This window comes from Nocardia sp. NPDC051787 (genome assembly GCF_040681325.1).
In the GTDB taxonomy this organism is placed as follows: domain Bacteria; phylum Actinomycetota; class Actinomycetes; order Mycobacteriales; family Mycobacteriaceae; genus Nocardia.
This window is the reverse complement of record NZ_JBFAYO010000040.1, coordinates 1-21,785: the sequence shown is the minus strand read 5'-3', so window position 1 is coordinate 21,785 and position 21,785 is coordinate 1. Positions and strand designations below refer to the sequence as shown.

The 21,785-nt window shown below is 65.4% G+C and carries 23 protein-coding genes and 1 pseudogene; 15 read left to right on the top strand and 9 right to left on the bottom strand.

Features of this window, described 5'->3' with window-relative positions; genetic code table 11:
* Positions 1-973: 973 nt before the first annotated feature.
* Positions 974-1,519 (bottom strand): peroxidase-related enzyme, encoded by a 546-nt coding sequence (locus AB0M45_RS30265; protein ID WP_364336211.1) that lies wholly within the window; start codon positions 1,517-1,519, stop codon positions 974-976.
* 142 nt (positions 1,520-1,661) lie between these two features.
* On the opposite strand from AB0M45_RS30265, the gene AB0M45_RS30260 reads away from it, so the two are divergent.
* Positions 1,662-2,513 (top strand): AraC family transcriptional regulator, encoded by an 852-nt coding sequence (locus AB0M45_RS30260; protein ID WP_364336209.1) that lies wholly within the window; start codon positions 1,662-1,664, stop codon positions 2,511-2,513.
* Between the two features lie 125 nt (positions 2,514-2,638).
* Here AB0M45_RS30260 and AB0M45_RS30255 read toward each other — a convergent pair whose 3' ends face one another.
* Positions 2,639-3,724 (bottom strand): helix-turn-helix transcriptional regulator, encoded by a 1,086-nt coding sequence (locus tag AB0M45_RS30255; RefSeq protein ID WP_364336207.1) that lies wholly within the window; start codon positions 3,722-3,724, stop codon positions 2,639-2,641.
* A gap of 156 nt (positions 3,725-3,880) precedes the next feature.
* Here AB0M45_RS30255 and AB0M45_RS30250 point away from each other — a divergent pair, with 156 nt between their 5' ends.
* Entirely contained in the window at positions 3,881-5,347 is a 1,467-nt protein-coding gene (locus AB0M45_RS30250) for an FAD/NAD(P)-binding protein (protein ID WP_364336205.1), read from the top strand.
* Here the strand turns inward: AB0M45_RS30250 and AB0M45_RS30245 are convergent.
* Entirely contained in the window at positions 5,331-5,612 is a 282-nt protein-coding gene (locus AB0M45_RS30245; RefSeq protein ID WP_364336203.1) for a hypothetical protein, read from the bottom strand. The two genes, AB0M45_RS30250 and AB0M45_RS30245, sit on opposite strands and share 17 nt — an antisense overlap.
* A gap of 340 nt (positions 5,613-5,952) precedes the next feature.
* Between AB0M45_RS30245 and AB0M45_RS30240 the strand changes: the two genes are divergently transcribed.
* Positions 5,953-6,078, top strand: coding sequence for a hypothetical protein (locus tag AB0M45_RS30240; RefSeq protein WP_364336201.1), 126 nt, complete (start codon positions 5,953-5,955; stop codon positions 6,076-6,078).
* A 10-nt stretch (positions 6,079-6,088) separates the two neighbouring features.
* On the opposite strand, the gene AB0M45_RS30235 is transcribed toward AB0M45_RS30240, so the two are convergent.
* Positions 6,089-6,820 (bottom strand): alpha/beta hydrolase, encoded by a 732-nt coding sequence (locus AB0M45_RS30235; RefSeq protein WP_364336199.1) that lies wholly within the window; start codon positions 6,818-6,820, stop codon positions 6,089-6,091.
* A 289-nt stretch (positions 6,821-7,109) separates the two neighbouring features.
* The gene (locus tag AB0M45_RS30230; protein WP_364336197.1) at positions 7,110-7,661 is read right to left on the bottom strand and encodes a dihydrofolate reductase family protein; all 552 of its coding nucleotides are present in this window, start codon (positions 7,659-7,661) and stop codon (positions 7,110-7,112) included.
* Positions 7,662-8,301: 640 nt separating this feature from the next.
* On the opposite strand from AB0M45_RS30230, the gene AB0M45_RS30225 reads away from it, so the two are divergent.
* A complete protein-coding gene (locus tag AB0M45_RS30225) occupies positions 8,302-8,637 on the top strand; it encodes a hypothetical protein (protein WP_364336195.1) in 336 nt (111 codons plus the stop codon).
* 61 nt (positions 8,638-8,698) lie between these two features.
* Here the strand turns inward: AB0M45_RS30225 and AB0M45_RS30220 are convergent, their stop codons facing one another.
* Positions 8,699-9,100, bottom strand: coding sequence for a peptidoglycan-binding domain-containing protein (locus tag AB0M45_RS30220; RefSeq protein WP_364336193.1), 402 nt, complete (start codon positions 9,098-9,100; stop codon positions 8,699-8,701).
* A gap of 217 nt (positions 9,101-9,317) precedes the next feature.
* Between AB0M45_RS30220 and AB0M45_RS30215 the strand changes: the two are divergent.
* Positions 9,318-9,419: pseudogene (locus tag AB0M45_RS30215) on the top strand (transposase); the annotation flags it as partial.
* Positions 9,420-9,939: 520 nt separating this feature from the next.
* On the opposite strand, the gene AB0M45_RS30210 reads toward AB0M45_RS30215, so the two are convergent.
* A complete protein-coding gene (locus tag AB0M45_RS30210; RefSeq protein ID WP_364336191.1) occupies positions 9,940-10,917 on the bottom strand; it encodes an ADP-ribosylglycohydrolase family protein in 978 nt (325 codons plus the stop codon).
* Between the two features lie 606 nt (positions 10,918-11,523).
* Between AB0M45_RS30210 and AB0M45_RS30205 the strand changes: the two genes are divergently transcribed.
* The 5 genes from AB0M45_RS30205 (at position 11,524) to AB0M45_RS30185 (ending at position 15,726) form a co-directional block, all read left to right on the top strand.
* Positions 11,524-12,441, top strand: a complete 918-nt coding sequence (locus tag AB0M45_RS30205) for a pentapeptide repeat-containing protein (protein WP_364336189.1) — start codon at positions 11,524-11,526, stop codon at positions 12,439-12,441.
* A 325-nt stretch (positions 12,442-12,766) separates the two neighbouring features.
* Complete coding sequence (locus AB0M45_RS30200; RefSeq protein WP_364336188.1) at positions 12,767-13,549, top strand: methyltransferase domain-containing protein; 783 nt, start codon at positions 12,767-12,769, stop codon at positions 13,547-13,549.
* 421 nt (positions 13,550-13,970) lie between these two features.
* Positions 13,971-14,408, top strand: coding sequence for a DoxX family protein (locus tag AB0M45_RS30195; protein WP_364336186.1), 438 nt, complete (start codon positions 13,971-13,973; stop codon positions 14,406-14,408).
* A gap of 423 nt (positions 14,409-14,831) precedes the next feature.
* The gene (locus AB0M45_RS30190; RefSeq protein ID WP_364336184.1) at positions 14,832-15,203 is read left to right on the top strand and encodes a hypothetical protein; all 372 of its coding nucleotides are present in this window, start codon (positions 14,832-14,834) and stop codon (positions 15,201-15,203) included.
* Positions 15,204-15,432: 229 nt separating this feature from the next.
* The gene (locus AB0M45_RS30185) at positions 15,433-15,726 is read left to right on the top strand and encodes a hypothetical protein (RefSeq protein ID WP_364336183.1); all 294 of its coding nucleotides are present in this window, start codon (positions 15,433-15,435) and stop codon (positions 15,724-15,726) included.
* A gap of 619 nt (positions 15,727-16,345) precedes the next feature.
* On the opposite strand, the gene AB0M45_RS30180 is transcribed toward AB0M45_RS30185, so the two are convergent.
* On the bottom strand, positions 16,346-16,990 hold the full coding sequence (locus AB0M45_RS30180; protein WP_364336182.1) for a hypothetical protein: 645 nt from the start codon (positions 16,988-16,990) through the stop codon (positions 16,346-16,348).
* Positions 16,991-17,556: 566 nt separating this feature from the next.
* Here AB0M45_RS30180 and AB0M45_RS30175 point away from each other — a divergent pair.
* Positions 17,557-17,763, top strand: a complete 207-nt coding sequence (locus AB0M45_RS30175; protein ID WP_364336181.1) for a hypothetical protein — start codon at positions 17,557-17,559, stop codon at positions 17,761-17,763.
* A gap of 270 nt (positions 17,764-18,033) precedes the next feature.
* On the opposite strand, the gene AB0M45_RS30170 is transcribed toward AB0M45_RS30175, so the two are convergent.
* On the bottom strand, positions 18,034-19,035 hold the full coding sequence (locus tag AB0M45_RS30170; protein ID WP_364336179.1) for a saccharopine dehydrogenase: 1,002 nt from the start codon (positions 19,033-19,035) through the stop codon (positions 18,034-18,036).
* An 87-nt stretch (positions 19,036-19,122) separates the two neighbouring features.
* On the opposite strand from AB0M45_RS30170, the gene AB0M45_RS30165 reads away from it, so the two are divergent.
* The 4 genes from AB0M45_RS30165 to AB0M45_RS30150 all read left to right on the top strand — a co-directional run bounded on the left by AB0M45_RS30165 (position 19,123) and on the right by AB0M45_RS30150 (position 21,270).
* Entirely contained in the window at positions 19,123-19,710 is a 588-nt protein-coding gene (locus AB0M45_RS30165) for a TetR/AcrR family transcriptional regulator (RefSeq protein WP_364336177.1), read from the top strand.
* Between the two features lie 290 nt (positions 19,711-20,000).
* Complete coding sequence (locus AB0M45_RS30160) at positions 20,001-20,432, top strand: SRPBCC domain-containing protein (RefSeq protein WP_364336175.1); 432 nt, start codon at positions 20,001-20,003, stop codon at positions 20,430-20,432.
* Positions 20,422-20,751, top strand: coding sequence for a helix-turn-helix domain-containing protein (locus AB0M45_RS30155; protein WP_364336173.1), 330 nt, complete (start codon positions 20,422-20,424; stop codon positions 20,749-20,751). The genes AB0M45_RS30160 and AB0M45_RS30155 overlap by 11 nt, the downstream gene beginning before the upstream one ends.
* Before the next feature lie 12 nt (positions 20,752-20,763).
* Entirely contained in the window at positions 20,764-21,270 is a 507-nt protein-coding gene (locus AB0M45_RS30150) for an SRPBCC domain-containing protein (RefSeq protein ID WP_364336171.1), read from the top strand.
* Positions 21,271-21,785: the final 515 nt, after the last annotated feature.

Genomic DNA, 21,785 nt, shown 5'->3' with positions numbered 1-21,785 from the left:
GGTGCTCGTCACCACCAACTCACCAGCGTCGGAAACCGCGATCGGTGCGCCGAGGTTATCGACCGTCAGCAGCACGACCTGCGTACCGGAGCCCACCGGGAGCTTCAGGATTCGGGCATTGTCCGGGTCGGTGACGTACACATTCCCCATGCGGTCGACCCCGACGCCGGCGCCGGTCGCACGTCCGGGGCTTTCCAGGTCGGCCGCGCCGAATCCCACTAAAGGCAACGGCACAACATTCCTCGTGTCGGCGGCCACTTTCAGCACTCGACCGTGCGGATAGTCGCAGACATACAGCTGAGCATCCTGTCCCATTGCGAGACCCGAGGGCGAGTCCAGATCCGGCAGATGGATGCGCTCCGGTGTGTATCGCCCGGCGGGTAGCCGCTGGATCCCCTCGTTCTCGGACACGTAGACGTCTCCGCTCGCGGAGACCGCGATACCACTCGGCCCCGAAACCGGGATGGGCAATTCGGTTTGCGCCGCCCAACCCCACGGGTCTCGGTTCGAACATTGATCCGGCCACCACGCCCAAACCGCGACAACCACCACCACGACTGCCCCCGCCGCGATCCACCCTCTCCTCAACCGCAGCCTCATACGCCGATTATCAATCGCCCTCACTATTTTCGCTGCCTCTCTGTCGTGTGGGCGGAGTGTTTCCGGGCAGAAGCCGCCGACCTGCCACCCACCGAGGCCGACCAGGAAGGATCGGGCCGGTGTGTTGGCCCGCCGCCGAATCGCGGCTGCGGCACGTCGGTGACTCGGTACATGCCGACGCCGATCGGGTGCGCACCTCTCGACTCTCGGCGGGCACACATCCGAGTGGATGCGCGCCCGCCGCGAAGCGATCTACGACCTCGGCGCCCCTGCTTGCCACGTCGAGCCGATCGCCGCGATGGTCAGGGCTGCCATCCAGGCCATGACGTCGGCGGGATGGGAGTATCCGGTCGGCGTCGGCGCCGGTGGAACATCAGCCGGCCCGTCGCAGACTCACCATGGGGAAGTCGACCGGGACCGCGAGGGCGATGTTGATGTAGTTGGTGAACAGGTTGAGCGCGACCTGCCCGATGACCTCGACGATGTGCTCATCGCTCCAGCCCTGGTCACGGAGAGCCTGTACGTCCTCTGCCGTGACCTGGCCGCGCTCTTCCACCAGCTTCAGCGCGAAGCCCAGAAGTGCCGCAGTCCGAGGGTCATCGGACCGGCCCGTCTGCGCGGCCTCCAGCTCCGCACGGCTCACCCCGGCCTTGCGTCCGAGAGCGGTGTGCGCGGCCAGGCAGTACTCGCAGGAGTTTCGGTTGGCCACGGCAACGGCGATCTGCTCGCTCAGCGCTGGCCCGAGGGCACCGCCGCCGAAGGCGCCGAACGAAGCCCACATGCTCGTCAGGGCGGCAGGCGAGTTCGCGACGGCTCGGAACATCGCGGGCACGGTGCCGAATGCGGCGTGGATACGATCGAGCTGGTCCGTGACGGTTCCGGTCGCGGACTCGCGCTCGACAAGGGGGACAAGGGACATGGAGTGCTCCTCAGGGTCGTGATTCGGACGGCGCCCCCGGCAGTGTCTCGCCGGCGACGCACTCTCAGACTGCCTGGAGAAATTGGACTGATTGAGTCATATCATCTCGATTTCCTACCAAATCGTCTGCCATCCTTGGTCTATGACTTCCCTCGACCAGCTTTCGCCCCTACTCGAACGCTTCCGGGTGCGAACCCGCCTGTTCCATGCGGGACCGTTGTGTGGCGTAACGACCTTCGACGCACAACTCGGCCGAGGCTTCCTCCACGTGCTCCGGTACGGTGAGATGGAAGTGACGCACCGAGGCGTCGGCGGTCGGCTGGAAAAGCGACAGATCGATAAGCCCACCCTGCTGTTCTACCCACGCCCGCTGGAACACGCCTTCCACAACGCCCCCACCGAGGACTCCGACTTCGCCTGCGCGACACTCGACTTCGACGGCGGCGCGACCCACCCCTTGGTACGCACGCTCCCTCCCGTGATCGTGCTCCCGCTGGACGCCGTCGGCACCCTCGAACCAGCGCTGGACCTGCTGTTCGCCGAGATCGACAACGTGCGGTGCGGCCAAAAGGTGCTGGCCGATCGGCTCTTCGAAGTTGTCCTCATCCAGCTGTTCCGCTGGATTCTCGACCACGCCGACCAGCTTGCGCTGCCCACCGGGCTGCTGACAGGGCTCGCCGATGAAAGCCTCGCCCGCGCACTCGTCGCCATCCACGAGTCGCCTGGGCGGCACTGGACGCTCGCCACGATGGCGCGCGAAGCGCGCATGTCCCGCAGTTCCTTCGCCGCCCGGTTCAAAGAGATGGTGGGGCAGCCACCCGCCGAGTACCTGATCGGATGGAGGATCACGGTCGCCCAGGACCGGCTTCGCGCCGGCGACTCAGTTGCTCGTACGGCCGCGGAACTCGGGTACGCCACTCCTCCGGCGTTCTCGCGGGCTTTCACGCAAAGAGTGGGGTGCTCACCACGCGCATGGTTGGCGACTGCCCGCTGAGTCAGCCGCGGGCATGAGCCCCGCCATCCCACAGTCGGCGATGAATCGCCTGTCTGCAACGCCATACGTCTGTTGTGCTGCGGCCGTGACGATGTGGTGGTCAAAGCCTGTGGTATTGCTTCTGCCTATTCGGGCGCCACGAGCGGCTCGTAGTGCTCGGTGTAGAGCTTCGCGACCAGCTCACCCCGACTCGCTACGGCAACCTTCTCGAAAATCGACTTCACATGGTCTCGGACTGTGTGCGGCGACAGGAACAATCGGCTCGCGATCTCAGTGGTGGACAGCCCGCGCGCGATCAGTTCGGTCACTTCGCGCTCCCGGGGTGTCAGCTCGTAGGCGGCGATAACCAGCGTGGCGATATCCGACACCGGCGCGGGTCCGATCGTCATCGCGGTCATCTCCTCGACGTCATCGGCACCGCGCAGGCACGAGGCATGGCATACCAGCCACCCGCCGGCGAGCGCGCGCATTCGGATTCGCGCATTCCCACCCGTCTCGCGCGCACGACCAGCGGTGCTACGAATCCACACCGGCAGGGGCAGGTCGATACCGGACGGCGTCGCCGCGCGAGGGCCCGGCGGCATGTCGGCGAGAAAGTGGCGGGCCTCGTCATTGATCGATGTCAGGTTTCCCGCACGGTCGAAAAGCAGCATTCCCGGCGTATCTGAGGACCGTCGCGGCGGCTCCATGGATTGGGCGTACGAGCGTAGCCGCTGCGCCATCGGACTCGACAACGAGCCGACCACTGCCATCTCCTCGGCCCGGAACGGCGCTCGACCGCGCTCGCGGAACAGACTCAGCTGTCCCCAAGGCCTGCCATCGACCCGGAACACGGCACGCAATTCGTCGTCGAACCCTCGTGGCCGCATGAAGTCTCGGTACAGCGGGCTCGACAACGGACGATCACCTGTGGCCTCCCGCAACCCGGCAACCGGCACCAGAGACTTCGTCAAATGCCGAAAGGGATTGACGGCATCGGCGAGGAATTCCGATTCCCAGTAGATGCCGCACCCACCTTGCTGGAGGTTTTCGATCCGCACCGGCGCCGCGGTCAACCCGTTGATCGGATCAGTGGCAACCCATACCGCCGCGTCGAAGGGTGCGACTCGGCGCAGTCGGCCCGACATCACGGCGAACAGGCTTGCCGCGTCGGGCGCTGCCGCGATTCCCGCCAGGAAACCGCCCAACGGCTCACCGATCGACCTGCTCATGCCCGCCATGCTTCCCGCACACGAGGAGTCGTACAACCCCTCACATGAGGGGTTGTACGGCGTGCCGGAACCCCCGATCGAGGGATGGGATCTCGCCCGGCGGCCGAGAAGGCTGGTCGACGCACCTCCGTCACGACTCAGAAGAGGGGATCAACGATGCATATCGGAATCGTCGGCGCGGGAATGGCTACGGTGGCCCTACTCGACGCGCTCGCCGGCTCGGACGCGAAGCCGGGTGAGATCACGGTGTTCGAGAGCTCATTCGCCGTCTGGCGCGGCCGCGCATACCAATGCGACCAGGACTCCGTACGAGTAAATGCACCACCGATGGCCATGACCGCACGCGGCGGAGATCTGGATCATTACCTGCGTTGGTTGCAGGAACGCCCCGAACTCGCCCGCTACCTCGACGAAGGACTTGGCCTACCGGTGGTTCCGCGTGCGGTATACGGCCAATACCTCGAACACACCGCGCATAGCGCCATCGCCAACCTGCGCCAGGACGGATGGCGGGTGAGCATCGTCAATTCCGGCGTCACCGGGTTCTCTCGAGACACCGGCGCCACCTTGCACACCGCCGCAGGCGGCACATTCCAAGTGGACCGCGCGGTGCTGTCCATCGGCGGCGGACAGCCACACGACAGCTATGGGCTGGCCGACACGCCGGGGTACGTCCATGAGCCATACCCCCTGTACCGCAGGTTGGCCGAGGTCCCCGCGGACCGGCACGTCGCCGTCATCGGCAGCGGATTGACCGCTGTCGATATCGTCACCGGGCTGGTCTCCACTGGACACACCGGTCCGATCACCCTGATGTCCCGAAGCGGCGTACTGCCCGCCGTACAGCAACGTCCCATCCGATACGAACCGCAGTATCTGACACCCGAATACGCGTTGCGACGAGTTCGCGAAAACCAGGGCCAGGTGACACTCACCACGCTGATCGAACTGATGAAGGAGGAACTCTCCGAGCTGGGGCAGGATTTCCGGACGCTGACCGATGAGGTCATCGGCAACGACACCGAACCTCCTGTGCAACGGCTGCGGCGCCAGCTGTCCTTGGTGGCGAACCCGCATCAGGGCCGGCGACTGCTCGGCCGCGCCATCCGAACCGTCGTGCCGGCGGTGTGGCCGCTATTGCGCGAGCAAGACAAGACGATGCTGCGCAGCGCACACTTCCGCACCATCAACTGCCTGAGTTCACCCATGGTGCCGCACAATGCGAATATCCTGCTGCGCCTGTTCGATTCCGGCCAGGTACGGCTGCGGCCAGGGTTGCAGAAGATCCGGCCACAACCCCACGCCGGATTCACGGTGACCGACGACACCGAATGGACCGCCGACGTGGTGATCAATGCCGTCAACCCACCGGCCTACACCGTGCCACAGGCCGCCGAGGGGTTACTGCGTTCGCTGCTGACCTCCGCATCCGCCGAACGGCATCCGTTCGGGGGTCTGACCACCCAACCCGGCACCGGCAGGCTGCTCATCTCGGGCCGGCCCGACCGCACCTGGTACGCACAGGGCAATATCGCGAGCACCTCGACATTCATCGCGACCGACCCCACAGGTCTCGCGCATGAGGCGGCACGACTCGCCCACGCCCTCACCGCACAACAATAAACAACCGTACGGCAGACCATTCCAAGGAACCTGCGTCGTCACCAAGCTGCTGTCGTCGGGTGCCACCGAGTACCTGGCACAGCTGCCGTATGCGCAGGTCGTCGCAACCTGGGGTATCGGTTTTGCCCAGTGTCGATCTGTCGGTGCGGCCCGTCCAGGAACCGAACAGCGTCTGAACTTCACGGTCCAACGACATCGAGCCCGACTTCAGCCGCTCCGCGACGTTAAAGGCGAACCCGCGAACCGCCTTCACTTCCTCCGGCACCTCAGCACTCGCTCCCACTTCCTTCGCGTCGCCTTGCTGAGGTCGACAGGGTGTCCTCCCAATCGGCGCCGGGCGGCACGAGCGCCCCTGCCACTCGAGCTGCAATGGACTGAGTGGGATGTGCAGGCCGCGTGGATGGTTGGCTGCACTGACGAATGCGCTGGCTTCGTGGTGCGGGTCGGCTACCCGAGCCGCCGCCCGCGAAGATTTTCGGAACCGTGCCGTACTGGCTTAGCGCCGGATCCGCAGAGCTGCACCACCTGGGACTCCGCGTACCGCCAGGGGCAGCGGCGCGGATCTGGAGCTGTCGGAGCAGGCGATCGACCGGCCGGTGCCGCCGATGGCCGGTACCGCCGCGGTCGGGGCGGTTGTGCATCTGCTGACCACCGCCATCGAGGAGGGCCAGGACCTGTCCTCGATGAGCGGCGTCCTGGCCGACAGCTCCTATCGTCTGCTGCCGGCCTGACGGGTCGGCCTCACTTCAGGTGCCGGGCGAAGAACCGGTTCCCGTCATCCCCCTCGAACTGCGGAACGCCGGTGTGCCCGCCCATATTGGCGTGCAACGTCTTCTCCTCGGAGCCGAAGGCGTCGAACAGGTCCAGCGCCAGTTGCCGGTCGTTTCCTTCGTCGTCCCACTGCAGCAGGACCTGCAGCGGAATGGTGACCTGCCGGGCCTCCTCGAACATGGTGCGGGGCACGAAACTCCCGGCGAACAGAAGGGCGGCCGAGATGCGTGGCTCGACCACCGCCAGCCGGATGCCGATCGCGATCACCCCTCCCGAATGCCCGACCGGGCCGCCGATCTCGGGCAGCGAAAGCAGGGCGTCCAGGGCGGCCCGCCATTCCGGGACCGCCTTTTCGACCAGCGGGCCGACGAGCCGGTCGACGATCTCGTCGTCGACCGGCTCACCGGCCGCCAGCGCCCGGTGCAGGTCGGCGTGGGCCTGCTCGGCGGCGGCCGAACGGGGCCGGTCACCGCTGCCGGGGAGCTCGATGGTGGCCGCGGCGAAGCCCGCCGCCGCGGCGTGCCGGGCCCGGGCCACCAGTCGGGGGTACATCTGGCGCAGTCCGCCGGGGTGGCCGACCAGGATCAGCGGCGCCGGTGCCGATGCGGATCCGGGCGTCCACAGGATGCCAGGGATCTCGCCGAGGGTGAATTCGCGTTCGAGGACGCCGTCGTCGAGGCGCTGTTCGGAAGTGAATTGCATGGTCATGCCTTTCGGGAGTGCTCGTGAACGGCGCTCCCGGACGACCTATCGCCCGACCGTGACCCCAGAGGGGAGCACCCATGTCGAAACTGCGTTCACGGGTACCACCTCCTCGTTCTCTCGCACGGCCTCCGAAAAGTAGCAGCGGTCGCCATAGTCCGCCAACAGATTTTCGCGGAGACTCAGTGGCCGGATGCCACGGAACCACTCGCTTACTGGTCCTAACAAAATGATCAACGTGGTGGGGTCGGGCGTGTCTGGTAGCGGGGCCGCCGCGGTTGAACGGACCTCAGTCGGCGAGATAGCGCAGCATCACCGCGGTGTTGAAGTGTCTCGTCTCGGCCAATCGTAGTTGGATGCGCTTGTCCAGCGATGGGAAGAGTGGTGTGCCGCCGCCGAGCACCACGGGCAAGACGAACAGTTGGTACTCGTCGATGAGCCCGTGTGGCATCAGCGAGGCCGCGAGGCTCGCGCCACCGACCTCCATGACGCCATCGCCTCCAGCCTTGAGCCTGCGGACCTCCTCGGCCGCATTCTCGCTGATCAGCGCGCTGTTCCAGTGGACCTCGGTGAGCGTCCGGGAGAAGACGACCTTGGGCTTCTCCGTCCAGAGCCTGCCGAACTCACGCTGGATGCGCGGCGCGTCCTCGGGCACGTGCGGCCAGTACTCGGCCATCAGCTCGTACAGGCGACGGCCGTGCAGCGAGATCTCGATTTCGCGGTAGCGGTCGTTGTGAAACTGGTGCAACTCCTCGTCCGGGTTGGTCCAGTCGATGCTGCCGTCGCGGTCGTTGATGTAGCCGTCCAGGGACACGCTGAACCCGTAGATCAGTTTCCTCATGACAGGGTAGACCTCCTACGCGCTCGAAACTCATCGGCGCTCATCGGCCAAAAAAGGTAGGCTTCAGGCTCTGCGGCACGCCGCGAAGGCGGCCATGCTCAGCCAGCGGGGGTGTGGCCGACGAGGTTGGGCCGGTTCTTGCGGCGGTCGCGGATGACCAGGTAGAGCACCTTCAACGCGGCCTGGTCGGACGCGAAGTGCCTGCGGCGGCGCACCGTGCCGGATCTTGACCCGGATACAGTCGATCATCACGACCGCATGCACGCGATCGAGCAGGCGGGACTGCCATCGATGACCTGAATGCAGCGCTGTCCAAGCTGCCTGCGCACGAGGGACCGGTGTTGCGGCACACCAACCTGACGCCCGAACAGCTCGCCCGCTACGAGCCAGACAAACCGACAACAGAACTGGGGTTCACCTCAACATCCAACAAGCCGAACGGAGTCAACGACGTGTTCGTACAGAACGCCAAGGTGGAAATGCAGATCATCAGCAAGAACGGGCGAGTATACGGCAACTACGGAACCCCCGACGAGATCCTGTTCCCCCGAACACAGAATTCTTCGTGCACAACAAGTTCCGCGATCCCGCGACGGGCAGGATCATCATCCAAATGTCGGAAATCTAGGAGTAGGAATCCATGCCCGAAAAATTCGCAAGCAAACTCTTCTACAGCAACGCCGAAGCCGCAGCACGGAAGCCCAGCGACGAGGAAATCGAACGCACACGCAGCCAGCTCGAGGCATTCAACACCGAACTCCGTGCGGCCGGTCCCTCCAGCGATGGGCATGTCGGTGGGCTCGGCGGCCGATTCTCCGATGACCTGTCAGGAACCGAATTCCAGGGCTGGACCCTCGAAGACGGCACGTGGCGCGACGCGAACGGCCAAGTCGTCTACACGGAAGGCCCGGACGGCGGATGGTACGACGCTGCCGGGCACTTGGTGTTCGACGCACTCGGCAACCGCCCGCAATAACGGCACCCGCAGCAGAAGGTTGGAGCGCCAGATCACGCTAAGGCCGCCCTAGGCCGGAACTCTACGCGGGACCTGAGGGCGGAACGCCCCGGACGCACGTGAACGATCCCGTTGGGGTGGTGTACAGCCATTTCATCTTGCCGCGTGTTTCGGGGCCATAGATGCCGTCGTCATCGGCGCCAACCGCGCGCTGGACGCGTTCCAGGGCCTCCCGGGTCAGGCGGCCGAAGCTGCCGTCAACGGTGAGGTTCTGGCCGTTGCACTGGTTCAGGTGGAACTGCAACGGGCCGACGGCCTTGTTGACATTGCCCTCCCGCAGGGAGCATTGGTAGCTACCGCTGATGCCCGGGACGATCACGCCCAATCCATGGCCGTTTCGATACGCGTACTCGATGTTGCACGTCGTTGCCGCTGAGGCCGGAGCGGCCGCGAATACTTGGATCCCGGTCCAGGAAAACGCCATGGCGGCTACTGCTGCCACGACATGCCAACGGGGGTTTCTCATATCGTTCCTTGTGTCTGTTTTCGGGGGCTTTCGTCGCGTCGGCGACCAGCGGTATAGATTGTGCTACATGGAGACTCGAATGGAACCGGACCGTCGGGTTTTTACAACTATTTGACCTTGCTCCGAGATCGCCTGCTTCGGTTCGGTTCTCAACCGACAGCGAATTCCCATTTATGGGAATGTGATCGTCGACGAAACCGGGTTCGTCAGGAAGGGCATGAAATCTGCTGGGGTACAACGACAATACTCCGGCACTGCAGGGCGGATCGAGAACTGTATCCACCGAAGTCTGCCGGACAGATCACCGCGCTGACACAATCGGGTGCGTGGACCAGGGTCTTGATCCGAGCCCGGTAGTCGTTGTCGACGGCAGACGTCGCGATCACCGCATCCCAACTACGGGTGCCCAGCCTTTCTCGCGCGCCGTCCGCCCTCGAGAGCGAGATCGGGCAAGTTGTGCTTACCAGCCTCTTGCGCGCCTTGCTTGGTGTGCGGGTGACGATCAGTGCCTGTGGAGGCCGGTCCGGAGATCTCGGTGTGCTCTACGAGGTCATCGAGGGAGGAGCGGAAATGTTCGGCATGCTGGGGCGGGGGAGGCTGCACTGCGGAGCTGGCCCATCGGCGTATCTACGCCTGAGGGGATCGCGCTGGTCAGCGTTCGACTACCCTGCCGTTCGTTGTTCCGAGAACCCTACTGAACCGTCGGCCTCCGACGGATCGGAATATACCCGGCTGTCTGCGGACCAGGCATCGGAACCAGCGGGGTGATGACTGTGAGATCGACCGGTTGGCTATCCTCACGACGTGCCGGATAGCCATCTTCGAACGCGGGCAGATGCAGAATTTTCGCGTCGTCGTGTTCGTCGGATCGGGTTGAACCAGCCGGGGAACGGTTCTCGCGCGGCAAGCCAGGTCAGCGGCACTCCGACGATCGCACCGGAGCGAGGACCCGTGCCGGTGTAGGCGGCGACGATCCCGCCGACGATGGCGCTGGTGGTGTCGATATCTCCGTCTGCCGCGATACATGTGGTGATCGCGGCCGGGTAGTCGTCCAGATGCGTTGCCGCGACCCACATCGTGAACGGCACCGTGTTCTGCGCGGTGACCAGAGATCCGTTGCCGAGTTCATCCGCGGCCTCCTTCGCGGAGGCTCCGAGCAGGGTGCGAGCGCGGCGAATCAGTCGGCTCGTGTCACCGTCGTCGAGGCGCTCGAGCACGGCGGTAATGAATTCCCATGGTGTGGGCCGAGTCCCGAGCAGGCGGGCACGAGCGGCCTGACCGGCGGCGAGTGCCACCGCGACCGCGCCGAGGACGCCTTCTGGATGCATATGCGTTACCTGCGCCGACCGGATTGCTTCGGCGGCAATTCTTTCCGGATCGCCAGCATAGAAGGCACCCAGCGGGGCAACCCGCATGGCGGCACCGTTGCCACAGGAACCCTGATGATCGAACACGGCTCCGGCTGCCTCCCGCCAGTGCACGCCTTCTCGGATTCGACGCAATGTGTCGACCGCTAGGAAGCCGTAGTCGCGGCGCGGGTCGAACCGTTGCGCGAAGGCGGTGGCAAGCCGATCCTGGTCGATCCCACCGTGACTGGAGAGTTCGGCAACCACGGCGCAGGCCATTTCGGTGTCGTCGGTCCACCCCCACCGTCGGGCAGGGAGATCGCCTGCAAGAAGATCCGGAATCGCCCGGCCCATGATGGGGAATTCCGCGCCCAATGCATCCCCCACAGACAGCCCGTCGAGTGAATCGAGCATCAAGTCGGCATGCATCGCGCCAGATTGTAGTCAGACTGAATAGGGAGCGCCAAAGTTACGGCGGGTTGGGCCGGACCTCAACTGTACCGCGTGACGGCGGCGAATGTCGCGCGATCGCCATGGAGGTAGCGTCCGATCAGGCACTACTGGCGAGGGCACGATCCCCCTTCGGTCCCCTCTTCGGGTGACGAGGCATGGGCGTTTGCTTGTGCTGTGGGCTGTGCTGCGACGACGGCTCGACAGACTCCGGCGGATGCGACAGGACACGCGGGGTCCGGCTGGGGGCCGTGCCGGTAAGACAACCCGCGGACTCGGCGTGAGGGGTGGGGTGGGGAAGGTCGCTTTCGCGCGTGGTGCGCGAGGTCGATCAGGATCGTGTCGATCTGTTGTCGCGCTCTCGCCGGTGACCGGCGAAAGTTCCGGGTATCGTTGCAGGACTGGCATTTTCGAGGGGAGATACCGATGACCACGGGGGGCACGCGGTCGCCACGACGACGCGGTCCGGTCGCGGGCCGGGCCCGGTCACTGAGACCACCCACACCGCCACCGGCTTCGCCGTCGCGGGTCGGGCGGATGCTGCACCGGTTTGTCGAGTGGTCGGGCTGGACGAAGCTTGCCGCGATGACCACCACCGTCGCCGCCATCGCCGCGCTGTGGTTCACCAGCCAGTCGTTGCGAGCCACCGACAACCAGTACAACCTATCCCAGCAAGTAGCGGTCACCGACCGCTTCCAGAAGGCGGTCGACCAACTGAGCTCCGACAAGATCGACATTCGCCTCGCGGGTATCTACCTGCTCGAACGGCTCGCGAAAGATTCACCCGCCGATCATTCGACGGTGTTCGCTGTGCTGGCGGCGTTCCTGCGCACCCACACCATCGCATCCGTCTGCGAGAAGCCGACTCGCTCCGCGCCGGTGCCGATCGATGTGCAAGCCGTGCTGACCGTGATCGGCCGCCGCGACGACGGCCGCGACGACAAAACAGAGGACGAATCCGATCGTCGCCGGACGTTCGATCTTCGTCAGACCTGTTTGTCCGGCGTGCAACTCGACGGTGTGGAGCTCACCGGCGCGGACTTCACCGAGGCGAACCTCACCGGCGCGTGGCTCTCCGACGCGAAACTCACCGGCGCCCAGTTCGAGAACGCGAACCTCACCGGCGCGCACCTCACCGGGGCAGAGCTGAACGGGGTAGTACACGAATACGGCGGCCTCCTGGGTCGCGCGTCCTTCAATGGGGCGAAACTCACCGACGCCAACTTCAACGACGCGAGCCTCGCCTTCGCCTACTTCGGTCAGGCGGACCTCACCGACGCAACCCTTGCCCGCGCGAACCTCACCGGCGCCCACTTCCTCGGGGCGAACCTCACCGGGGCAAACCTTGTCGGCGCGGACCTCACCGACGCACATCTGACCGACACGATCACCGGAACAGGATCCCTCAACGCGAACCTCACCGACATCTACTACGACCACTCAACACGCTGGCCGGAGGGATACACCCCACCCAAAAGCCGCCCTAGCATCGAAAGGAGATAAACCCCAGGAATTCCGAGTCAAATCGGCGCACCGGTGCACGACTCAAATCCGCGATACACCCAACGGCTCCCGGTGTTCCGGCGCGAGCCGGGCGTCGGACTCGCTGTGGCGTGCCGACGGAGTGCACCTTTCCGATCCCGGTGATCACCTCGTCGCCGAGGAAACCGTGCGCTGCCTCACCGAGTCGGCGGTCATCGAGCACACGCTCACGCTCGACCCGCATCGCAGCGGCCCGCAAATGACGCGTATCGGCAGTCGCGTACCCGGGATCCATACGATCGAACACTCCAATCGAACCCTGATCCGAAAGGCCGGGTGCAGCGTGGTGAGTGAGTCACGGGCAGATCTGTTCGACGACGAGTTCGGCGAGTTCCAGCGATGGCAAGCCAGTCCATGGGGCCGGCTGCGATACACCACCGCGGCCGCGAACCTGACCGCCCATCTACCAGCTGGCCCGTCGAAGATCCTGGATGCTGGCGGCGGAAACGGACTCGACGCGCTCGAACTCGCTGCCCGAGGCCATCACGTCACGATCACCGATATCTCCGAGCAGTCCCTCGCCGAGGCGCGTGCCGCCGCGGCGCAACGTGGCCTGGAAGACCGTGTCACCACCCGGCACGCGGGCTTGGACACCCTCGGTCACGTGTTCGGTCGTGGCCGCTTCGATGTTCTGTTGTGCCACAACGTGATCCAGTACCTACCTGACCCGGTCGGGGTGATCGCGGCACTGGCGGTGCCGCTGCGGGCGAGCGGAGTGCTGTCGGTGATCGCGCCGAACGCCGACGCCGATCCGCTACTGACCGCGGTGCGGGGCCTGGATCTGGACGGGGCGTTGCGGATGCTGGACGCTCCCACCCGCTACAGCGTCGCCTACCAAGCCGAGACCCGCGCCTGCTATCCCGACCACGTCAAAGCCGACTTGGCCGCCGCTGGATTCGAGGTCATCGCACATTGCGGCATCCGGAACGTCTGCGACTACATCCTGGACGACGAACGCAAGTCCGATCCCAAGTTCTACCGCAAGCTCGAACGCCTCGAATTGGCGCTGGCCCACCGCGCCCCGTACGTCTACACGGCCCGGTTCTTCCACCTCATCGCCAAGCGTTGAGCCCCGCGGTGATGCGGATCCCGGACGAACAACCCGCTGTCAATGTCGGCGGCGCCACGTGCTCCAGCGGTGCCGGGCTGCGACCCGATGCCGGATCGATGACGAGAATCGGGGTCCGGCTCACGTAGTTGCGAGCCATGCTTACCTCCGCGGCAGCGGGTACACCGCTGGGTTCGCGACCGACTTGACGAGCTTCGCAAACATATGCGAACGGCCCCTGCCCACATCGACAGGTAAGGCCGTTCGGCTCGTGCGCGTATCAGCGCGCCTTCTGGGTGATAGTGATCCTCCGGATCAGGCGGGGAACCGTTTAGCAGCGGTTCCGAAAATCTTCGTGGAAAGCGATGAGTCCTCGGACGGTGCTCCGTCGTATCTGTTGAACGCGCTACCAACCCGGCGCGACCGACCAGAAGGACCAGAAATGACCACCGCCAACCCCTCCGCCGACTTCTCCAACGATGTCACCGACCGTCCCGGCGAGGTCCGCAACCGTGCCCTGTGGACCCTGCAGATCCTGCTCGGCCTGTTCTTCATCATCGCCTCCGGCGGGCCGAAGCTCGTTATCCCGAACGCCCTGATGGACAACGCCCCCGAGAACCTGACCATCCCCCTGGGGCTGCTCATCTTCATCGGAGTTGCAGAGGTCGCAGGCGGTATCGGCCTGATGGTGCCACGGCTCAGTGCCCTGGCTGCCGCGGGCCTGTCCGTCCTCACCGTGCTCGCCGCCGGGACGCAGGCTTTCATCGCCGACAAGCCCTCGATGGGGATCTTCCCACTGGTGCTTGCCGCGATCTTCGCCTGGATCGCCTACCAGCGCCGCGCCACCATCACCGATCTGCGCAACTGGCTCTCGCAATGACAAATCCATGAGTACAACCGGCGATCGGTGGCCCACCCACCGATCGCCGGGCGTGCGTTCTCGGATCGATCGCCCGTCGGGTTGGCGGCGATCGATCCTGCGGCCATCTGGCCCACGGCGCCCGACCAGGGCGCCTTTCCAGATGGCCGTCGTCGCGTCCGGACGTAAAACGACTCACGACAAGTTCCTCGCCTCGCTCCCCTTCCACCCGAGGGAAGTGCCCGGATATCGCCGAACAGGTCGACGAGCTCCTCCGCATCGCCTACGACCTGAAGATCGTGCAGAGTACTGCCGCTCCGCCTTCCCGATTCCCGGTGCGATCACGCCACTGGAGCGAATCAACCTGCGAGTGGAGGGGACCCGCTGGAAGGCTGCGCCACAGCGGCCCCCGAAGCGCTACGCACGGTCGTCACGCTCAGCGGCATGGACAGCTCACACATGCGCGAGGTCCTTGCCGGTGACGGCGCCTGGATCAGCTTCACTACACAGACCATCACGTTCTCCTTCAACGCGAAGGAACTCACCCTCAAAAACGTGCTGGATTTTCATCCCCGCGCTACAGCGATCAACGCCGCCGAGGCGATCGCAGCGCTGGACGCCGATCGCGGGGAAGGGTTCCGGCTCGAATTGCGCCCCGATGACGATCCTTGCTTCGGCCTCGCCCTACCCAGCCGAATGGGCGGCCCGGTCCCACCACCTGTCGAGTGGGAAGTGGCGTTGTGGAGCGTGCCCGGCATCACCCAACCCGGAACAATCACGGAATCAAACTATCCCGTGAATCCCGAGTCGGCGTAGCATGTGACAACCGAGATGATGATCAGCGAACAACCCGCTGAGGTTAAGGAACGTGCCGTGCCAGGCACTGGGAATCTCAATGTTGTTATCAAGCCACTCGAGTGACCACCGGTGGTGTTGTGGTCCATGTCCGGTTCTTGCTATTCCGCATGACCCAGGCTTTCCGTTCTCGCCGACACTGACGCGCCTGGTTCCGACCAGCTACTCCGCGATCATCGACGCGGTCACCGTGCGGCAGGAGAAGCCTGGCACGTTCGGCGTGCGGGTGAAGCTCACCCAGACCGGGGACAGCTGCTCGGACTGGAAGGTCGCTGTGCGCTTCAAGAACCTTGATACCGGGTACGCGGACGGGCAGCAGCACCGCGTCGTGAACGGTGTCGTCCAAAACACGGTGGACGGCGTGATCGTCGGTTTCGGCACGGCGCCGGGCGTCGGCCGGGTGGAGGCTCGGATCGTCGCGCTGGACTCGAACGACAGGGAGATGGAGCAGATCTCGGGTACGGCGACGTTCACACTGAGCTGAGCACGGATGCCGTGTCCAGTGATCGCTGGACATGGCACACTCGGCGGTCAGTCACCGTGCAGAATCAGCATGGTGTGCACACCATGGTGGAACTCGTACTCCGTTTCCCGGAGCGACGAAAGTATTCCCCTGTTGCGTAGTAGTTTCCGGAGATGCACGACCAATACATCGTGACGCCGGCCGATATGCGAGCCACACCTCTCGGTCGGTCCCGGGGCCTGGAGGAAGCACGCGGCCGCAAACCCATCCGAGATACCAGCTACGCATGGGCCGTAGTCGAACCAGAAAGCATTCCAACAGCTGCACGAGTTCGGAAGCGAATTGGACGCTGCGCTCGCGCTGCCATGAGTTCGTCGCCGACTGAGACGAGCTCAGGCGCCTCTCTCGGGACCGGAGCACCGCAGTTCTCGCCACCCCGCGTCACCTCTCGCCGGTTCACGACTGTTGTTGGACGATGTGGCGGCGGGTGTACCGCTGATGAAGACCGTTCTCGAGGTGCGGCGACCGGCGGGAGGATTTAGGGCTGGGCCGTGGCCAGTACGAGAGTGAGAGGCGCCAGGGAGTCGAGTGTGATACGACGGGGCGGTGGTGCCTTTGGTGTCGCGGATACACGGCACGGTCAAAAGGGGTACTCCGCGCACAACTGCCCCGCGAAACTGCGCACGGCGTGCTCCCGCATGCGCCGCCCGTATACCGGGTCGCCAGCCATGTCCGTGTAGGTCTCGAACTCGCAGTGGACCAACCCCGCCGCCTCAGCCGCGTAGACGTCGAAGCCCGGGTACATCAGCCCCGCGTACGGCATGTCGTCGACATCGAGGGCCAGCACCGGGTACTCGCCCTCCGAGTCGGGCTCACCCACCGTCAGCACGCGCCGGGAGTCCGACCCGCCCGGCAGCAGGAAGCACTCCGGGAACCGCTCGGCCAGCGGCTCGTACGTCCCGCCCCACGGCTGCCCCAGTTCGTCGTCGACCAGCCGGTCCAGCGGGCGGGGCGCGAAGCCGCCGTCCGGGGTAAACCATCCGTGGCGCTCGAACAGTCCCGCGTCGAACGCCAGCCACTCCCGCAGACTCGGCGACAGCGGCCGCCCCGACCGGAACACCGCCCCCGCCAACGCGTCCTCCGGCATCGGCCGCGGCTCTCCCTCCGCCCACGGGGTGTGGCCGACCCACGCAACGGGCTCGAACATCGACCGGCCGGGGTCCCGCCGCACCGACTCGATGACCTGCCGTGTCAACGCGACCCCGTGCTGTGCCTGTTCTGTCATGCCGCGCAAGCTAACAGCCAACACCGACATCAATCATGACCGCCCCGGTCCGCAGTTCTTGGCGCAGCCCGTAATGCTCGGCATGCTCCGCATCGAAATCGGCGATGCCGTACTGGGCGTTGAACGCCCCAGTCGCTGTCCCGGTCGATCCGCACGAACCGGCCCACACGGTTGGCCCAGCAGATGAGCTCGGTGTGTCCGCTGTTGCGGCGCATCGACACCACCGGGGCCTCCGGCCGCCAGCATACGTTCCAGCTCAGTCGTGTTGATGAATGATTTCAATTCGACGCCACTGACGACGGGCCGTCCGGACAAAATCGTGTCCTTCGTCGATGAGCACACCGGCGAATGCCTGGCCCGGGCGGTCGCACCGCCGACCATGCGGCCTCCACCAGGACCCCGCGTGGCAAGCGGGTTCTGGCACGGGATAGCTCGGGCGTAGCACGTTGTGCCGGCCGATTCGCGTCACAACTGTGTGTTGGCGCGGCTTGGGGGTATGCGCAACAGAGGAACTCGATGAACTTGCTCGGGTGTCATCGTTTCCGGCGGAACACTAGGAGGTTCTCATGCTCGCCATCGCCGCCGCCGTCGCATTCGGACTTGCGCTCATTGTCGATCTGGCGGATGCCACCCTTGGGGAGGATATTACCGACGGCACTCTGGTCACCGTCGGATTATTGTTGACCGCCCTGCACCTCGCGGGATTCGGTACCGGCGCGCGCGTAGGTACCGGCGGGCGCTCCTGGAACTGGCGGCGGCGCGTCCGCCGCTGAGCCGCTACCGGCCGGCTCGACCGGTCGGTCGGTTTCACGTGTGCCGCAGGCTGCCGAGCGACAGACACTTGCCGCTACGGGCGGGCGAGAGGGTGAGGCTCGCCGGGGAGTGCGACCAGCTGGAGCGTCTCTGCGTCGTCCGCCGTGGAGATTCGCAACCCGGCGTCCTGTGGCTTCCCCTCCGCGGAGGTCATAGCGCGAACGGCCTCCATAGCCGCAGGGGTGATCATCAACATGGGTCTGGTCGAAGCAAGTCTGCGGCGCAAGCGATTACGTGTCGATGAACGTGGTCCCGATCTCCTCCATCTGCTTGACGACGTAGGACGGGTCGAGCAGGGACTCAGGAGTGTGGATGCCCGGCGCTACGGGTTCGCCGCGGAGGCCGAGGAGGCGTTCGACGCCGAGGGCGATGCCGAGGGCAGTGATCGGGCGCTGACCTGCTGTGTGGATGAAGGTGCGGGTGGTGGTCAGGGGAGTGCCTGTGGGGGTTACTCCTTGGAGGTCGATGCGGACCTCGACGGAGGCGGGGCCGCCGTTGCGCCTGCCCGCGGATTCGCCGACGGTGAAGGCGAAGCTGACGTTCGGGGCGTCCGTGGCGAGAGCGATGCTGGTCACGTCGAGGATGGCGATGTTCTGGGCGGGCTGGTCGGTGCCGTCGGCGGTGCGCACGATCGTCTCCATGTCGGAGCCGGTGACCCAGGTGAAAACGCCGTCGCGGCGGACGAGGCCGGCGGGGGCGACTTTGGCCCAGCGTTCCAGATCGGCGTGCGCGGCAGGCCCGCCTAAGTCCGTTTCGTCGAGGACGGCCTCGACCCTGATGGTGTCGATCCTGCCGAAGGCGCGTGCCGCGTCCATCGCGGCGAGGGTGATCAGACCCGCGGCCCAGTGGCTGGCCACCAGGATCGGTGAGGCGGTCGCTCGCTGGGCGCCTGCGATAACCTCTGGGGCGATATCGACCAGGCCGCTGGAGATGCTGAGGTACGGGAGCCCGTGGTCCTGTGCGTAGCGCAGTCCGTTCAGGCGACCGTCCCGCAGCATCGCGACCACCGCTGAACAGCGTTGCCCGGCAGGCAGTCCGAGGTCTTTGCGATCCAGGTCGATGGTCACGGCCGTGGCGCTGCCGAGTTCGTCGGCCACCCGCTGCGCGCGCTCGAGATTGCGACCCGCGATGGTCAGCGGCAGTTCAGGGTGCCACCGACGCAGCAGGGCTGCGGTGTCCGAGCCCGCCTGCCCGTACCCGCCCAAGATCAGTACCGATGCCGTCTGCTCCATGATTGTTTCCCCTCTGACGATCAAGCTACATTTTGTAACCTACTTTTTGTAGCTAAACTTGAGCGAGAACGCAAGAGGAGGATGAGGATGACCACGACACCGACCCGCCTGTCGAAGCAGGCCCGCCGAGAACAGTTGCTCGACGCGGCGATCGGGATCGTGCGCTCCACCGGCGCCGATGAACTGAGCCTGCCCACCCTCGCAAAGGCCGCGGGGGTGAGCAGACCCATCGTGTACGACCACTTCGGCACCCGGCCCGGGCTGCTACTCGCGCTCTACCGGCGACTCGATGAGCGACACCGGGCTGTCACGACGCTAGCGTTGCAAGCGGCCGAGCCGACGGCCGCCGGGATTGCCCGCGTCATCAGTACCGCTTATTTCGCCTGTGCCACCGACATGCCGGAGTTCGCTGCGGTTTCCGCCACGCTGAAGGGAGATCCGCAGATGGAGGCCATCCAGCACGAGATGTACGACAGCTACACGAATTTGATGGTCGCCGCGCTGGCCCCACACTCCAACCTCACCGGCGATGCGCTTCGGCTGCACTGCGTAGGCGCGCTCGGTGCGGCCGAAGCGATTGCCGCCGAGCTGAATCGAGAGCGGGTCGGCACGGACGATGCGATCACCGCATTGACAGGGCTGATCATGGGCAGGCTCGGCGCCGGGACCGACTAGCTTGAATTTCAACGTGTGAGATCGTGCCGCCTTGGGCAAGTAGCCGACGGTGAGTTGGCTGTCCCGGCGCGAGGCGGCTGGCCAAGCAGCCGAAGCCGCGCGGTGCCAGGAAGCGCATGCCGCCGAGGCCCGCCATGAGTGCGATCACGGCGCCTACCTGTGCGATCACAGCGTAGCTGCAGCATCACCGCCCCCGCGCGCACGCGCCATGAGCGGGCGCCACTCTTGACGCAACCGTCCGGTTGCAATAGCCTTATCGCAACCTACTGGTTGCCACAAAGGAGAACGCCATGGGATTCCCCGATCAGATCGTCCGCACCGTCGAACTCGCGCACCCGCCCGCAAAGGTCTGGGCAGCGATCACCACCGCTGAGGGGCTTGGTTCCCGGTTCGGCAACACCGCGACGATCGACCTGCGTCCCGGTGGCGCGGCGCAGCTGAAGTGGGAGGGTGAGCACACCGCGAATATGCGGGTAGAGCGGGTGGAGGAGGCGAGCGTCTTCGGGTTCACCTGGCATATTTTCGGGCTGCCCGAGGACGACCCGCGCCGCACCTATGTCGAGTTCACCCTCGAACCCGTCGACGCGGGCACGCGGCTTACCGTCGTGGAGACCGGTTTCGCGCAGCTCCCCGACGACGCGCACCAGGCCGCGTTCGGTGGCAATACCGACGGCTGGCGCAACGAGCTCGCCGAGCTGGTCCAGTACCTCGATGCGGCCTGAGCTGGAAACTACCGCCGATCGGGTCTTCGTCGCCCTGGCCGACCCGAGCAGGCGCTCGGTCCTCGCCGCGCTCGCCGCGGGCGGCCCGGCTACCGCGACCGACCTCGCCGATCGACTGCCCATCACCCGGCAGGCGATCGCCAAACATCGTGCTCTGCTTTCGAATGCGGGCTTGGTGATCGCGGAACCAGGGGAGCGGCGGCGCGTCCGCTACCGCCTCGATTCCGCGCCTATGCAAGTAGCGCAACAGTTCCTCGCCGCGATGGCGCGGGACTGGGACGGCGCACTCGACGCACTACGCAAACATCTGGACAGCTAGGAAGGAAAACCAATGACCACAGCCGATTTCACCGCGACCATCACCGTCGACGCCACCCAGGAGGAAGCCTTCGCCGCGATCAACAATGTCCGCGGCTGGTGGTCAGAAACCATCGAGGGCAGCACCGGAACGGTCGGCGACAGCTACTGTTTCGAGGTGCCCGGCGTGCACCGCTGCACGATGAGCACCACCGAGTCGATCCCCGGTAAGCGCCTGGTCTGGCACGTCACCGACTCGTACCTGTCCTTCGTCGCGGACACCGCCGAATGGGAGGACACCGATGTCGTCTTCGACCTCACCGAGCGTGACGGCCGCACCGAAATCCGGTTCACCCATGTCGGTTTGCACCCGTCCGGCGAGTGCTACGAGGTGTGCTCGAACGCATGGGGCGCTTACATTACGACCAGCCTGCACAATCTGATCACCACCGGCAAAGGCGACCCGTTCCTGCGCGGAACCACCATCGAGATGGAGGCATCCAAGCACGGCAACACCGAACTACTCGGCCTGAGCTCCTGAGCTGGACAGCGGGGAGCGGGCAGCAGCGTCTGGGTGCCGACGTTCCAGCAGCTCGGCCACCTTGATCCGCTACGCGTTCGCCCGCATCACGGGCCCGCGCTCGGACGACAACGTCGCCGCCGCCCGCCACCGAGGCCACCAAACCACAGACACCCAGTGCGCAGCACTGTCTCGTTGACGATGTCGATCATCAGGACCTGCTCCACCGGGTTGCGCACCACTATCCAATGACCCCGAGCCCGTAGATGAGTCACATCAAAGACCTCGGCCAGCCCGACGACGATGCCCTCAGGACCCACGGACGTTATGGAGGGAACTGACCCCACCCATGTCCAACCGTGCAAGCGATCGTCGGCGCCGCGGATGGTTTGCTCCGACTGGCATCGCACACGGTTGATGGGCGAGATCGACGAGTGGGTGTGGTGGGCGGCGCCGGTGCCATTTCCGGCCGCGAAGCTTCATACCCACACGATTGGACAGGTAGTCGATCAACTGGCTCAGCTGACGGTGCAGAC